The organism is Corynebacterium halotolerans YIM 70093 = DSM 44683 (assembly GCF_000341345.1).
Taxonomy (GTDB): domain Bacteria; phylum Actinomycetota; class Actinomycetes; order Mycobacteriales; family Mycobacteriaceae; genus Corynebacterium; species Corynebacterium halotolerans.
On record NC_020302.1, the window covers coordinates 1131361 to 1146872 of the forward strand.

Annotated in this window: 11 protein-coding genes and 1 tRNA gene; 9 read left to right on the top strand and 3 right to left on the bottom strand. The window is 68.8% G+C overall.

What is annotated here, in order from left to right:
* Positions 1 to 38: 38 nt before the first annotated feature.
* A complete protein-coding gene (locus A605_RS05365; protein WP_015400486.1) occupies positions 39 to 1226 on the bottom strand; it encodes a baeRF2 domain-containing protein in 1188 nt (395 codons plus the stop codon).
* 221 nt (positions 1227 to 1447) lie between these two features.
* Here A605_RS05365 and A605_RS05370 point away from each other — a divergent pair, with 221 nt between their 5' ends.
* The 4 genes from A605_RS05370 (at position 1448) to nrfD (ending at position 7921) form a co-directional block, all read left to right on the top strand.
* Positions 1448 to 2380 carry a quinone oxidoreductase family protein gene (locus tag A605_RS05370; RefSeq protein WP_015400487.1) on the top strand — a complete coding sequence of 311 codons (933 nt, stop codon included), beginning with the start codon at positions 1448 to 1450 and terminating at the stop codon, positions 2378 to 2380.
* 106 nt (positions 2381 to 2486) lie between these two features.
* Complete coding sequence (fdh, locus tag A605_RS05380; RefSeq protein ID WP_244429008.1) at positions 2487 to 5798, top strand: formate dehydrogenase; 3312 nt, start codon at positions 2487 to 2489, stop codon at positions 5796 to 5798.
* On the top strand, positions 5799 to 6824 hold the full coding sequence (locus A605_RS05385; protein ID WP_015400490.1) for a 4Fe-4S dicluster domain-containing protein: 1026 nt from the start codon (positions 5799 to 5801) through the stop codon (positions 6822 to 6824).
* Positions 6821 to 7921, top strand: a complete 1101-nt coding sequence (gene nrfD / locus A605_RS05390) for an NrfD/PsrC family molybdoenzyme membrane anchor subunit (RefSeq protein WP_015400491.1) — start codon at positions 6821 to 6823, stop codon at positions 7919 to 7921. Before A605_RS05385 ends, nrfD begins: the two co-directional genes overlap by 4 nt.
* Positions 7922 to 8011: 90 nt before the next feature.
* Here the strand turns inward: nrfD and A605_RS05395 are convergent, their stop codons facing one another.
* Both A605_RS05395 and selD read right to left on the bottom strand, forming a co-directional pair.
* Positions 8012 to 8248, bottom strand: a complete 237-nt coding sequence (locus A605_RS05395; RefSeq protein WP_149029386.1) for a hypothetical protein — start codon at positions 8246 to 8248, stop codon at positions 8012 to 8014.
* Between the two features lie 262 nt (positions 8249 to 8510).
* Positions 8511 to 9524, bottom strand: coding sequence for a selenide, water dikinase SelD (gene selD / locus A605_RS05400; protein WP_015400493.1), 1014 nt, complete (start codon positions 9522 to 9524; stop codon positions 8511 to 8513).
* Between the two features lie 72 nt (positions 9525 to 9596).
* On the opposite strand from selD, the gene A605_RS05405 reads away from it, so the two are divergent.
* From A605_RS05405 to A605_RS05425, 5 genes are all read left to right on the top strand, one after another.
* Positions 9597 to 9691 (top strand) — tRNA-Sec (locus tag A605_RS05405).
* A 45-nt stretch (positions 9692 to 9736) separates the two neighbouring features.
* Positions 9737 to 11068: an L-seryl-tRNA(Sec) selenium transferase gene (selA, locus tag A605_RS05410; RefSeq protein WP_015400494.1), complete on the top strand. Its 1332-nt coding sequence runs from the start codon at positions 9737 to 9739 to the stop codon at positions 11066 to 11068.
* A gap of 4 nt (positions 11069 to 11072) precedes the next feature.
* Positions 11073 to 12857 carry a selenocysteine-specific translation elongation factor gene (selB, locus tag A605_RS05415; protein ID WP_015400495.1) on the top strand — a complete coding sequence of 595 codons (1785 nt, stop codon included), beginning with the start codon at positions 11073 to 11075 and terminating at the stop codon, positions 12855 to 12857.
* Complete coding sequence (locus tag A605_RS05420) at positions 12857 to 13420, top strand: mismatch-specific DNA-glycosylase (RefSeq protein ID WP_015400496.1); 564 nt, start codon at positions 12857 to 12859, stop codon at positions 13418 to 13420. The genes selB and A605_RS05420 overlap by 1 nt, the downstream gene beginning before the upstream one ends.
* Before the next feature lie 185 nt (positions 13421 to 13605).
* Positions 13606 to 15450, top strand: a complete 1845-nt coding sequence (locus A605_RS05425) for a BCCT family transporter (RefSeq protein ID WP_015400497.1) — start codon at positions 13606 to 13608, stop codon at positions 15448 to 15450.
* The last annotated feature ends 62 nt before the right edge of the window (positions 15451 to 15512 follow it).

Sequence of the window (15512 nt, forward strand, 5' to 3'; positions counted from 1 at the left end):
CGGAATTCACTCCCTGGGGGAGTGGTCCATCAGCTGTGTCAGCTCCTCAGCTTCTCCTCCTCCGCCTGCCGGGGCGAGACCTCGTCGCGATCCGGGTCCACGGCGCGCTCGCGGCGCGGATCATTGGACATGCTGGGCACCTGGCTGGACGGGGTGGCGTCATCGTCCCAACGCAGGAACGCGGCGACCCCGCCGGGCAGCTCGGTGAACTCGTCGTCCACCGCGTACACGCCCGCATCGGTCTGGATCGCCTGGTAGAGCAGCTCCTCGATGTTCTCGGGCTCCTGGCCCGGGATGAAGATCAGCTCGTCGACCTGGCCGCGCTGCAGCACCTCGGCCACCCGGGCACCACCCGAGACGGAACCGATGTCGCGGCCCTGGGTCTCCTGGAAACGCTCATCCAGCTCCCGCTGGCTGTTGTCGATGTATTCCTGGGTCGCCTTCGCCAGTTCCTCGCGGAAGGAGTCCCGCTCAAGACTGACCCCGCGGGTGCCACCGGAGAGGGTGACCAGCCGGTCGAGCACCTCGCGCTTGAGCTCGGCCTTGAGCAGACCCTGGGCCCGGACATCGCCGGTGAGCAGCACCATGTGCGGCTTGCGCTCCGCCACCAACTTGTTCACGGCCTCGGCCACGGCCTCGGCGTTGCGCTCCCAGGAGTCCTCGACGCGGGCCTCGAAGTTGTCGGAGCGCCAGCCGTGCCCCGAATGGCCGGAGTCGGCACCGGAGGAGCGGGTCTTGTGCAGTTCATCGTGACCGCCGTCGACGGTGAGCTCATCACCCCGACCATTGGCGCTCTTGGACAGGTTCGGGTCCTCGGGGGCGCGCAGGTGCAGATCCGCACCCGCCCGGTCGACCTCGATGAGCAGCTGACTGACGGCGTACGGGGTCAGCTGCAGCAGGGGCAGCAGCTTCGGCCGGTCGCCCCAGTGGGCCAGCTCCTGATGCGGTGGGACGGGCAGCACACGATCGAGCACGATCTCGGAGTCGGTGGCCAGGATCGCCCGACCGTGGCGACCGCCGATCGACGGCTGGCGGAGAATGCTCTCCTCGATCTCATCGAGGATTGCCCGTGGCGCGCCCTCCTCAGCGACCTGTGAACGGAACTGCTGCCACCGGGTTTCAAGCTCTGAAGCGGCGGTGGGGTCTGTTCGGGTGGTGTCGAGATAGACGGACAGGAAAGGACCGTCATTGTTCTCGAGTGCGGACTTGAGCCAAGGGAGCTTCACGTTGACCTCCTCGATTGTTGTTCAGCGGGGTCGAAACGCCTCTGCTACGGTCGCCCGACCGCCGCTTTTGTAACCCCCATGTTGCACACATCGGTGGGCACTGACAAGGTTTTGGTCTCTGACCTGGATCGATGTTGGCATTGACGGTAGCCCCTCTCGAAAAGGTGGTCCCTGACACAGTCCGGGGGAACTTTCGCCGGGGTCTGGCCCGTTGGCCGGGTATGAAGGCAATTGGATTTCATGGGACAGGCGGACCGGAGGTCCTCGAGGTCGTCGATCTGGAGGACCCCGCGCCGCGCGAGGGAGAGATCCTGATCCGCGCCCACGCCGCCGCGGTGAACCCGACCGACACCGTCGGCCGCGCCGGGCAGCGAGCGGCCGGCAACCACCGGCCGCCCTTCGTGCCGGGCATGGACGCCGCCGGGGTGGTCCGGGAGATCGGTTCGGGGACGCGCACCGACCTCGAGGTCGGCGACGCGGTGATGGCGGTCGTCGTGCCGAGTGGTTCTCACGGCGCCTACTCCGAGCTGCTCGCGGTTCCGGCGGACTCGGTCGTCTCCGCCCCGCGCGGAGCGGATCACGTGGAGGCCGCGACCCTACCGATGAACGGGCTCACCGCCCGGCTCGCGCTCGACACCCTCGGGCTGTCCGCCGGAGACGTGATCGCCGTGACAGGCGCTGCCGGGGCGATGGGCGGTTACGTCGTGCAGCTGGCCAAGGCGGACGGTCTGACCGTGGTGGCGGATGCGGCCGAGAAGGACGAAGAGCTCGGGCGCTCGCTCGGGGCCGACGTCGTGCTGCGGCGCGGCGACGGCTTCGCGGATCTGGTGCGCGAGCGGTACCCCGACGGCGTCGACGGGGGCGTCGACGGGGCTCTGCTGCTCGAGCGGTTCGCCCCCGCGGTCCGCGACGGCGGGACGATCATCACCATCCGCGGCTACGATGAACCCGGTGAACGGGGCATCACCTTCCGCCCCATCCTCGTGGTGGACTACGCCCGCGAGCGGGAGAAGCTGGACATACTGCGCGAGCAGGCTGAACAGGGGATTGTCTCCCTCCGCGTGGCGGATGTGCTGCCGAAGGAACAGGCTCCGGAGGCGCACCGGCGCCTGGAGGCGGGCGGGGTACGCGGTCGTCTTGTACTGACTTTCTGAGCCTTCTGACGCCCGTTGCCCGGGCGGACACCGAAACGACACCGAAACCTTGTCATCTCGAGGGCGATGCATGGCAGCCCAGAGGGAGAAGGGCTAGGGTTGTGGCATGTCGCGAAAAAGTCTCCTGGAGTGGCCGGTAATCCGGCAGCTGCGGTCGGGCGATGCATTCGGCCGCGGCGAAAACGTCCAGTCCCAAAAGTCCAAGGACCTCACCGCGCGCACCACCACCGCCGACCGGGTCGTCCAAAGTGTCTGCCCGTACTGCGCCGTCGGCTGCGGCCAGCGGGTCTTCGTCAAGGATGAGAAGGTCATCCAGATCGAGGGGGATCCGGATTCACCGGTCTCCCGCGGCCGCCTGTGCCCGAAGGGCTCCGCCAGTGAGCAGCTCGTGAACTCCTCGAGCCGTCAGACCGAGGTGCTCTACCGTGCGCCCAAGGCGAAGGAATGGCAGCGACTCGACGTCGACACCGCCATCGACATGATCGCCGACCGGTTCATGGAGGCCCGTCGCAACGGCTGGCAGGACACCGATGATCAGGGCCGTCCGATCAACCGCACCATGGGCATCGCAGGCCTCGGTGGAGCGACCCTCGACAATGAGGAGAACTACCTCATCAAGAAGCTGTTCACCGCCGCCGGCGCGATTCAGCTGGAAAACCAGGCCCGCATATGACACTCCGCCACGGTTCCCGGTCTGGGAACCTCGTTCGGACGCGGCGGCGCCACCCAGTCGCTGCAGGATATGGCGAATGCTGACTGCATCGTCATTCAGGGATCCAACATGGCCGAAAACCACCCGGTGGGCTTCCAGTGGGTGACGGAGGCCAAGGCACGGGGCGCCAAGGTCATCCACGTTGACCCGCGGTACACCCGTACCTCGGCCGTGTCGAACCGGCACATCGCCCTGCGTGCCGGTTCGGACATCGTGCTGCTCGGTGCGCTGATCAACTACGTGCTCAGCAACGATCTGTGGTTCAAGGAGTACGTGCTCGCGTACACCAATGCGGCCACGATCATCCGTGATGAATTCCGGGACACCGAGGACCTCGAGGGACTGTTCTCCGGCTATGACCCGGAGACCGGGGAGTACGACCTGGAGTCCTGGGCCTACAAGGCCCGGGGGGATCAGGCGGAGGCCGTCGGCGAGTGCAACGACGACGGCGCGGAGATGGCGGAGGAGGCCCGGCCCCACGCCTATGGTGCAGGTGGCCCCAAGGTCGAATCCTGGCGCTTCGAGACAGACGAGACGCTGGAGGATCCGAACACCGTCTTCCAGATCCTCAAGCGCCACTACTCCCGCTACACGCCGGAGATGGTGGAGGAGGCCTGCGGTGTCCCGCGGGAGGACTTCGAGTACCTCGCCCGCACGATCACCGAGAACTCCGGACGCGAGCGAACCACCTGCTTCGCCTACGCCGTCGGCTGGACCCAGCACACCCTGGGCGCGCAGTTCATCCGCACCTCGACAATTCTCCAGCTTCTGCTGGGTAATGTCGGCCGTCCGGGCAGCGGCATCATGGCGCTGCGCGGACACGCCAGTATCCAGGGCTCGACCGACATCCCGACGCTGTTCAACCTGCTGCCCGGCTATCTTCCGATGCCGAGCGTGGAGGAACAGACGCTGGAGGAGTACGTCCGCGACATCGCCTCACCGGAGCAGAAGGGCTTCTGGTCGAATGCGGACGCCTACACCGTCAGCCTGCTCAAGTCGTGGTTCGGCGACGCGGCCACCGAGGACAACGACTGGGGCTACAAGTTCCTGCCGAAGATCAACGGCGCCCACGACACGTACCACACCACGATGGCCATGATCGAGGACAAGGTCGACGGCTACTTCGTCTTCGGCCAGAACCCGGCGGTGGGCTCCGCCCACGGCCGGATGCAGCGCGAAGGTCTGTCCCACCTGAAGTGGCTGGTCGTCCGCGACTTCCAGCTGATCGAGACGGCCACCTTCTGGAAGGACAGTCCCGAGATCGAGACGGGCGAGCTGCGCACCGAGGACATCGACACCGAGGTGTTCTTCATGCCAGCCGCCACCCACGTGGAGAAGGCGGGTACCTTCACCCAGACGCAGCGTATGCTGCAGTGGCGCCACAAGGCGGTCAATCCGCCGGGAGACGCCAAGAGTGAGCTGGAGTTCTTCTACAAGCTCGGCCAACGTATCCGCGCCAAGGTGGCGGACTCCACGGATCCGCGTGATCTGCCGCTGCAGTCGGTCACCTGGGACTACCCGACCGACGAGCACGGCGATCCCGACGCCGAGGCGGTGCTGGCCGAGATCAACGGCCACCACCTCACCGGCGAGAAGGCTGGGCAGCCGCTGTCCGCCTTCACCGAGATGAAGGCCGACGGCTCAACCTCGGGCGGCTGCTGGATCTACACCGGGGTCTACGCCGACGGCGTCAACCAGGCCGCCCGGCGCAAGCCGGGGCGCGAGCAGAACGAGACCGCACTCGAGTGGGGCTGGGCCTGGCCCGCCAACCGGCGCATCCTCTACAACCGCGCCTCCGCTGATCCTGAGGGCAAGCCGTGGAGTGAGCGCAAGAAGTACATCTGGTGGGACGCCGAGCAGGGCAAGTGGGTAGGCGACGACGTGCCGGACTTCCCGGTCGGTCTCGCTCCGGACTCCCGTCCGGACCGGGACGCCACCGGTGTCGCCGCACTCTCGGGCATTGACCCGTTCATCATGCAGGCCGACGGCAAGGGCTGGCTGTATGCCCCCAAGGGCACGATCGACGGTCCGTTGCCGACGCACTACGAGCCACAGGAGTCGCCGGTCGACAACCCGCTGTACGCGCAGCAGGCGAACCCGGCCCGGCTGATCTTCCCGCGCGAGGACAATCTCAGTGCGCAGAGCGCCGGGGCCGCCGGCACGGACGTCTACCCGTTCATCTTCACCACCTACCGGCTGACCGAACACCACACGGCCGGTGGAATGAGCCGCTGGCTGCCGTACCTGTCGGAGCTGCAGCCGGAGATGTTCTGCGAGATCTCCCCGGAGCTGGCGGAGGAACGCGGTCTGGAGAACTACGGCTGGGCCACGATCATCTCGCCGCGTACCGCCATCGAGGCGAAGGTGCTGGTCACTGAACGTGTCAAGGCGTTGAAGGTCGGCGGGAAGACCTTCCACCAGATCGGCCTGCCGTATCACTGGGCGAACGGCGACAATGCCGTGGTCAGCGGCGACTCCGCCAACGATCTACTGGGCGTGACGCTGGATCCGAATGTCCAGATTCAGGAGTCCAAGATCGGTGCCTGCGATATCCGGCCGGGTCGCCGTCCGCGGGGCAAGGACCTGCTCAAGCTCATTGACGAGTACCACGAGCGGGCAGGACTGACGACCGAAACCAGCAACGAGAAGGTGACCGATCCGGAGGCCGAATTGGAATCCGGGAACGACGACGGGAAGGAGAAATAGATGACGATCAACCCGTTGATCGAGACGCCCACGCACATCCAATACGGGGACGAGGCACAGCCGCGCAAGGGTTTCTTCACGGACACCTCGATCTGCATCGGCTGCAAGGCCTGTGAGGTCGCCTGCAAGGAGTGGAACCAGAACCCGGTGGACTCGGACTTCAAGCTGTCGGAGTCGTCCTACGACAACACCGAGTCTCTCGGTGCCGACACCTGGCGGCACGTGGCCTTCGTCGAGCAGGGGAAGGACCGCCTCGAGGAGGCCCGCGAGTCCGGCCGCAAGCTGGTCGGTCTGGGCATGCCGTCCATCGGCTCGCCGGCCGAGCAGAAGCAGGATCTCAGCGACGTCGACACGACTCCGCCGGACACCCCGGACTTCCGCTGGCTGATGTCCTCGGACGTGTGCAAACACTGCACTCACGCCGGTTGCCTGGACGTCTGTCCGACCGGTGCGCTCTTCCGCACCGAGCACGGCACCGTCGTCGTCCAGGACGACGTCTGCAACGGTTGCGGCACCTGTGTCGCCGGCTGCCCCTTCGGCGTGATCGAGCGCCGCTCCGATGGCGGGGTGAGCGTGAAGGAGGACCGCAGCCAGGCCCCGCAGGAGGAGGACTTCATCCCGGGCGCGGACGACACGAAGCACAACGTCGGCGTCGCCCAGAAGTGCACCCTGTGCTACGACCGCATCAAGGACGGCCAGACCCCGGCGTGCGCCCAGGCCTGCCCGACCACCTCCATCAAGTACGGCGAGCACGACGAGCTGCTCGAGATCGCCCAGGCGCGGGTGGCCGAGCTGCACGCGCAGGGCATGACCGAGGCGCGCCTCTACGGCGCGAACCCCGAGGACGGCGTCGGTGGCACCGGCTCCATCTTCCTGCTGCTCGATGAACCCGAGGTCTACGGTCTTCCGCCGGATCCGCGCGTGCCCACCGCTGACCTGCCGCAGATGGCGAAGAAGGCCGGTGTCGCGGCACTGGGCATGCTGGGGGCCGTGGCCGGTGCGTTCCTGATGGGAGGCCGCAAGTGACGACCTCCCGTTTCGACAGCCTCCGGCCACCGGAGAAGTCCCGCAAGCGCCGGGACGGCGGAAAGAAGAAGAAACGCAACGCATGGCTCGGCTCGGGCGGAGACGGTTCCCGTCCGATGCCGATGGTGCCGGAGGCGGAGTTCTCCTCCTACTACGGCCGCCAGGTGGTCAAGGCTCCGCCGTGGGAGAACCCCATCGCGATCTACCTGTTCCTGGGGGGCGTGGCCGGCGGTTCCGCGCTGCTCAGCGTGGGTGGACAGCTGACCGGGCGCACGAAACTGCGCCGCAACGGCCGACTGGCCGCGCTCGGTGGAGCCGCGCTCGGCTCGCTGGCCCTGGTCGCGGATCTCGGCCGTCCCGAGCGGTTCCTCAACATGCTGCGCACCTTCAAGCTCAGCTCCCCGATGAGCGTGGGTTCCTGGATCCTGGTCAGCTTCGCCACGCCCGCGGGGGTGGCCGCGGTCGCTGAGCTTGACGACATGACCGGCCGGAAGGTACCGCTGCCGAAGTTCGCCCGGAACATCCTGCACAAGCTGTCCGGTCCGGCCGGGCTCGCCTCCGGTGCCCTCGGTGCGCCGCTGGCGGTCTACACCTCGGTACTGCTGTCGGACACCGCGGTGCCGACGTGGAACGCGGCGAAGGACCACCTGCCGTTCGTGTTCGTCAGCTCCGCCAGCCTGGCCTCCGGCGGTCTGGCCATGATCACCACCCCGGTGGAGGAGGCGGGTCCGGCCCGCGCCCTCGCGGTGGCGGGGGCGGTCGGCGATGTCGTCGCCACCCGCACCATGGACGCGCAGATGGACCCCGTCGCCAATGAGCCGATGCACCAGGGCAGGCCCGGGAAGTTCCTCCGCCTGAGCGAGAAGCTGGTCATCGGCGGCGGACTGGGCGCGCTACTGGGGGGCCGCAACCGCATCGTCGCCGCCGCCTCCGGTGCCGCCCTGTTGGCCGGTTCCGCGCTGACGCGATTCGGCGTCCTGCACGCCGGCCTGAACTCGGCGAAGGACCCGCGCTACACCGTCGAGCCGCAGAAGCGCCGCCTGGCGGAGCGGCAGGCGCAGGGCAAGGTCGCCGACTCCATCACCACCGTCCGGTAAGACGGGCCGTTCCCGCGGGAACGGCTGCCGACGGAGCGCGCTTCCACTTCCGGGGACGCGCCCTTTCGTCATGTCCGGGACCGGGAGGGGTCACCGCAAAAAATCAGAATAATGGGAGGTGGGGCCGGCGTCATGGCTGGCGCCCATGGGCTTGCTCTGCCCGCCCGCACCACCCGCCGCGACATGTGGAAGCGCCTCGTGGAACGTCACGGTGTGGTGGGCGCCCCCTTTGATGAGCGCGTCGGCTGGCCGGTCGGTGACTTCCTCTTCCACTACAAGGCGGACAACACCACCTTCACCGTGAAGATCCGCCAGGCCGGTTTCCACGACTCCCTGGACACGAGACCCGTCTGCTGCAGCTCTTCGACGACCTCGTGGGACACCAGATTCTGCCGCCGTTCCACTGACCGTGCCGGGCGGGAGGGGCGCAGCGGGACACCCCACGCTTCGGGTGATGTCATCCCGATTCAAACGAGTGGGAATCTACTCAAAGCGTGGGGGAGTTGTTGTGCCCCGGAGCTTATTGGGCGGTGGGGTCCGGTGCTGTGCGGGTCTGAAGGGGTCGCACGGAGAATCCGCTGTGCCGCGCCTACTTCACGGTCACGGTGCCCTGCCCGGCGACGGTCTCGCCGATGACGGGGTAGCCGGGGACCTCGCCGATGACCAGCAGCCCGCCGGAGGTCTGGGCGTCGGCCAGCACCAGCAGGTCGTCCTCGGTCACCCCCTCACCGACACTGAGGTTCGGACGGACCCAGTCCAGGTTGCGCCGGCTGCCGCCGGGGATGAAGCCGTCGCGCAGGGCCTCGTCCGCACCGTCGATGTGGGGGACCGCCGAGGAATCGACCACCGCCCCGATGCCGGAGGCCCGGCACATCTTGTACAGGTGGCCGAGCAGGCCGAAGCCGGTGACGTCGGTGGCGGCCCGCGCACCCGCCGCCAGCGCGGCCTGTGCGGCGTCCCGGTTGAGGGCGGTCATGCTGTCGATCGCCGCCTGGAAGATCTCGCCGGTGGCCTTGTGCCGGTTGTTGAGCAGGCCCACACCGATCGGCTTCGTCAGCGTGATCGGCAGGCCGGCCTCGGCGGCGTCGTTGCGCATCAGCTTGTCCGGGTCGGCGATGCCGGTGACGGCCATGCCGTACGTCGGCTCGGGGGAGTCGATGGAGTGCCCGCCGGTCACCGGGGCACCGGCCTCGTTGGCCACGTCCATGCCACCGCGCAGCACCTCGGTGAGGATCTCCATCGGCAGCACCTCCCGCGGCCAGCCGACGAGGTTGAGGGCGGTGACGGGACGCCCACCCATCGCGTAGACGTCGGAGAGCGCGTTGGCGGCGGCAATACGGCCCCAGTCGTAGGGGGTGTTGACCATGGGCGTGAAGAAGTCGGCGGTGGAGATGACCGCGAGGCCGTCGGCGATGCGCACCGCCGCGGCATCGTCGCCGTCATCCAGGCCGACGAGGACATCCGGGTGGGCGACCCCCGTCAGGCCGCGAACGGCGTCCTCGAGCTCTCCGGGCGGGATCTTGCACGCGCAGCCGCCGCCGTGCGCGTAGCCGGTTAGTTGGATGGCGTCGATTGCTGTCAGGGAGGGCTCGGTACCAGTCATACCTGTGAGCCTAACCCCTCAGGGCGGAACCGGCTGACGCGCCAGGGATATGCGGTGCTAGGGTTTCCCCTTGGAGGCGTACGTGTCCTGGTGGGCGCCCCGGTCTTCAAAACCGGTGAGGCCGAGTAGCTCGGTCTGGCGGGTTCGATTCCCGTCCGTCTCCGCCAGACTTCTGTCGCACGGCAGCTGAAATACCAGGCCAGGAGGGTGCAGTGGGCAATGGTGACGATCCCCGCCGCCGCATTCCGCGAACGGATCAGTTGCTGGCCCTGCCCGAGGTGGCCGCAGCCCGCGCGCGCCTGAGCGAGACCCGCATCCGGGCGATCATCCGGGGCGCGCAGGACGACGCCCGCCGCGGTGGGATCTCCCCCGAAGAGGTCACGGACACGGTCGTCGGCACGCTCGCCGCCACCGCCACCAGCACCCTGACCCCGGTGCTCAACGCCACCGGCGTCATCGTCCACACCAACCTCGGTCGTGCCCCGCTGTCGGCCCCGGCGCGGGAGGCGCTCACCGCCGCCGCCGGCTACGTCGACGTCGAACTCGACCTGGCCACGGGACTGCGCTCGCGCACCCGCGGGGCCGGGGCGCGCGCGGCGCTGCTGGCCGCGTGCCCGGCGGCGGAGGACGCGCTGGTGGTCAACAACGGCGCGGCCGCCCTGCTGCTGGCCACCACGGCGCTGGCCGACGGGGGAGAGATCATCATCAGCCGCGGTGAGCTCATCGAGATCGGCGCCGGCTTCCGCCTGCCCGAACTCATCGAGACCACCGGTTCCCGCCTCCGCGAGATCGGCGCGACCAACCGCACGCACCCGGCCGACTACGTGGACGCCGTCACCGACCGCACCCGCGCCCTGCTCAAGGTCCACCCCAGCAACTTCCGCGTCGAGGGCTTCACCTCCTCCGTCGACGTCCCCGAGCTGCGGCGCATCGCCGACGAGCACGACCTGGCACTGATCGCCGACCTCGGCAGCGGCCTGCTCACCCCGGACCCCGTGCTGCCCGACGAGCCCGACATCGACGCCGCGCTGCGGGCGGGGGCGGACGTGGTCATCGCCAGCGGCGACAAGCTGCTCGGCGGCCCCCAGGCCGGCATCCTGCTCGGCCGCGCGGAGGTCATCGCCCGCCTCAAACGCCACCCGCTGGCGCGCGCGCTGCGCGTCGACAAGCTCACCCTGGCCGCCCTCGAGGCCACCGTGGCCGGGGGGCCCACCCCGGTGCAGCAGGCGCTCCATCCCGATACGGAACAGATCCGGCGACGCACCGGGGCCCTGGCCGAGGCCACCGGCGGGCGCGTCGTCGAACACGACGGCCGCGTCGGCGGCGGGGGAGCGCCCGGCCACCCGCTGCCCGGCCTGGCCGTCGAACTGCCCGAGGCCCTGGCCCCGCTGCTGCGCGCCGGCGGGCCCGTCGTCCTCGCCCGGGTCCACCAGGGCGCGTGCCTGATCGACCTGCGGTGCGTGCCGCCGCACGAGGACGACCGGCTGACGGCCGCGGTCACCACCGCGCTCACCAAGCTCACCACGCTGGAAGAGGGGAACTGAAGCATTGTTCGTCGTAGCCACCGCCGGACACGTCGACCACGGAAAATCCACCCTGGTCCGCGCCCTGACCGGTATGGAACCCGACCGCTGGGCCGAGGAACGCGACCGCGGCCTGACCATCGACCTCGGCTTCGTCTGGACGGGGTTGCCCTCCGGCCGCCACGTCGCCTTCGTCGACGTGCCCGGGCATGAGCGCTTCCTCGGCAACATGCTCGCCGGCCTCGGCCCGGCCCCGGTGGTCTGCTTCATCGTCGCCGCCGACGAGGGCTGGCAGGCCCAGTCCACCGACCACCGCGACGCCGTCGCCGCCCTCGGCATCGAACACGGCCTGGTCGTGCTCACCCGCGCCGACCGGGCGGACCAGCCTCGCCGCGATGAGGTGCTCGCCCAGGTCCGCACCGAGCTGGCCGGCACCCCGCTGGCCGATGCCCCCGCGGTGACCGTCTCCGCCGTGACGGGGGAGGGGATCGACGACCTGCGTGCCGCCCTCGACGACGTGCTGGCCTCCGCCCCCGCCCCGGATCCGGACGAGCGCGTGCGGATGTGGATCGACCGTTCCTTCACCATCAAGGGGGCGGGCACCGTCGTCACCGGCACGCTCGCGGCAGGCACCCTGGTTGAGGGCGGACGCCTCGAGCTGATCGGCCGCGAGGCCGTCCGCCCGGTCACCATCCGCGCGCTGCACAGCCAGAACCGCTCCCACCCGGAGATCGGACCGGTCAACCGCGTGGCCGTCAACCTGCGCGGCGAATCCGCCGACGACATCCACCGCGGCGACGTACTGGTCAGCCCCGGTGCCTGGTCGGTCGTCGACACCGTCGACGTGCGCCGCACCACCGGTACGCCGCTGTCGGACGGGCCGCAGACCATCGTCGTGCATACCGGCACCGTCGCGGTGGAAGCGCAGCTGCGCCCCTTCAGTGACGACCACGCCCGCCTGACGCTCGACCGCCGCCTGCCGCTCGAGCTCGGCGACCGCTTCGTCCTGCGCGGTTCCGGCAGCCGCTCGGTGCTGGCCGGCGTGCAGGTCCTCGACGTCGACCCGCCGGAACTGACCCGCCGTGGCGACGGCCGCCGACGCGGCGAGGCGCTCGCGGGCATGAACCCGGCCGGTGACGCCGTTCTCGAGGTCACCCGCCGCGGATTCGTCCGCGTCGACGAACTCACCCGCATGGGCTTGGAGCTGCCCGCCGAAGCGCCCGCGCGCATCACCGCCTTCGGCCCCTGGTGGGTGGACTCCGTACTCGTCGACACCTGGCGCGGACGCCTGCGCGAGGCCGTCGAGCAGCTCGACCCGCTGTCGCCGGGCCTGTCGCGGGGCGCCGCCCGGGATCTGATCTCCTCGCCCGACGACGTGCTGCTCGACGCCGTCGTCGCCGCCGCCGGGCTCGAGCAGGAGGGCGGCCACATCCGCCAGCCTGGCCGGAAGGTGGACCTCGGCCCCGCCGAGAAGTCCGTGGCCACCATCGAGGGATGGCTGCGCGATGAACCCTTCGCCGCCCCCGACGCCAATGAACTCACCGACCTCAAGCTGGGGGCGAAGCAGCTGGCCGCCGCCGAGCGCGCCGGTCGCATCCTCCGCCTGGCCGACGGGGTCGTGCTGCTTCCCGACGCCCCGCGCAAGGCGGTGGCAACGTTGCGTCAGCTGGATCAGCCCTTCACCACTAGCCAGGCCCGCAAGGCGCTCGACACCTCCCGGCGCATCGCCATCCCGCTGCTCGAGCACATGGACGAGCTCGGCCTGACCCGCCGCGTGGACGCCGGCAACCGGATCGTGGTGGGGAAGTAGTGGGCTACACCAGGCAGGAGCTGGAGACCTTCCGTGGGTGCACCGTCCCCGACCTGCTGCCCGAGCCGCTCAACCTGCTGTTCGTGGGCATCAACCCGGGACTGACCAGCGCGGCGGCCGGGGCGCACTTCGCCAAGCGCGGCAACCGCTTCTATCCGGCGCTGCACCGCGCGGGCATCACGGACACGCTCATCGACGCCTCCGAGGGCTTCACCGAGACCGATCTGGCGCAGCTGACCTCCCGCGGCATCGGCATCACCAACATCGCCCCGCGGGCGACCGCCCGGGCCGATGAACTCGACGACGACGAACTGCGTGCCGGTCTGCGGCGACTGGACCGGCTCGTGGCCGAGCGTGCCCCGAAGGTGGTGGCGATCCTCGGCATCACCGCCTACCGCACGGCGTTCTCCCGGCCCAGGGCGAAGGTGGGGCGGCAGGAGTCGCCGTGGCCCGGCGTGGAACTGTTCGTCGCGCCGAATCCGAGCGGATTGAACGCGCACGCGCAGGTACCCGACCTGGCCGCCGCCTACAGGGACATCGCCCGGATTGCCGGGATCCTGTAGAACGCCCGCGCAAGACAAATGGTTTCCCCTGTTAGGGAATTGTGATCTTCGGGACAGGGGCAGGTCACCGGGGATTTCCGCCCCCTCCGGCCGCCCACGGTTCAGCCGATGTCACCCCAGCGGGGCGAAGGCGCGTTACGTTGAATGGGATACCCTTTTTTCGTTCATTTGTGAAGGAGAACCCCATGCTCGAACGCTTGGCGAGGTCCCTCAGATTGAAAACCGACCCTCCGGTGTACTTTGCGGCGGTCGGCATTGTCGTGGTCTTCGTGGCTGTCACCATCCTGTTCGGCGACTGGGTCAGCGACGTCTTCGGCACCGCCTCGGACTGGGTGCTGTCCAATCTCGGTTGGTTCTACGTCCTCGGCGTCACGGTCTTCCTGATCTTCCTGGTCTTTGTCGCCCTGAGCCGGTACGGCCACGTCCGGCTGGGCGCCGACGACGAGCGGCCGGAGTACTCCACGCTGGCCTGGTTCGCGATGCTGTTTGCCGCCGGTATCGGCACGATCCTGATGTTCTGGGGCGTGGCGGAGCCGATCTCCCACTTCGCGAACCCGCCGATCGGCGATACCGTCCCGGGATCGGTCGAGGCCGCGGAGCAGGCCATCGCGATCACCCACTACCACTTCGGGCTGCACACCTGGACCATCTTCACGCTGCCCGCGCTGTGCTTCGCCTACTTCATCTACAAGCGCAAGATGCCGCCGCGCGTGAGCTCCATCTTTTCCCCGCTGCTGGGGGCGAAGGTCTACGGACCCATCGGCAAGACCATCGACGTCGCCGCCCTGATCGGCACCGTCTTCGGCGTCGCGACATCCGTGGGACTCGGCACCCTGCAGATCAACGCCGGGTTGGCGGAACTGTTCGGCATCGAGTTCTCGCCGCTCGTCCAGGTGGTGGTGATCGTGGTCGTCACCGCCATCGCGTCGGTCTCGGTGGCGCTCGGCCTGGACCGGGGCATCAAGATCCTGTCGAACATCAACATCTGGATGGCCATCGGCCTGATGATCTTCGTCATTCTGGCGGGCCCGACCGTGCTGGTGCTCAAGGGCACCATCGAGTCCGTGGGCACCTACCTCAGCTGGCTGCCCGAGCTGGCGTTCTGGAACAACACGGTCCCGAACTCCCCGGACAACGCCACCTGGCAGAACACCTGGACGGTCTTCTACTGGGCCTGGACGATCACCTGGTCGCCCTTCGTGGGCATCTTCATCGCCCGGATCAGCCGGGGTCGCACCATCCGTCAGTTCGTCGTCGGCGTGCTGGGCCTGCCGGTGACCTTCTCCCTGATCTGGTTCGGTTCCTTCGGCACCTCCGCCTTCAACATCGAGCGCAACGGCGATGGCGGGCTCGTCAACGCGGTGGCTGTCGAGGGCGACATCCCGGGTGCGCTGTTCGAGTTCCTGTCGAACTACCCGGCCGCCACCTTCGTCTCGGGACTGGCGATCGTCATCGTGATCATCTTCTTCACCACCTCCGTGGACTCCGCGGCCATGGTCACGGACATGATCGCCTCCGGCAGGGAACCGGCCTTCGCTCCGACCCACCAGAAGCTCATCTGGACGGTGCTCATGGGTGCGGTCGCGGCCGTCCTGCTCGCCGCCACCGGTGAGGGTGGACTGTCGGCACTCCAGCAGACGATCATCGTGGTCGGGCTGCCCTTCTTCATCATGGGCTTCATCATGATGTTCAGTCTCGGCGTGGCGCTGAAGAACGATACCGGTGATCCGATGCCCACCGTCACCCGACAGTGGGACTCCGCCCAGACCGCGGAGGAATGGGAACGTAACGAGGAATCTCCCTCCCCGGAGCCGATCGGCCCGATCCACCACATTCCCGACGACAACGGGGACGAGACGGTGATCAACCCGGCGGTGGTCGGTGCCGTCCTCGAGGAGTACTCGAGGAATCACGATGACCCGGAGGACCCGGAGGGAACCGGCGGCTCGTATGCTGCCCGCCCCGACGGTGAGCGGGACGATGACCGGGACACGGGCAGCACCGCCTCTCGTGGCAGGACCGGCGAATAGCCCGGCGGCCCTCTGATAAGGCAACGGCGCGGGCGGCCGGCTGCGGGGATTTTCCCGGCAGT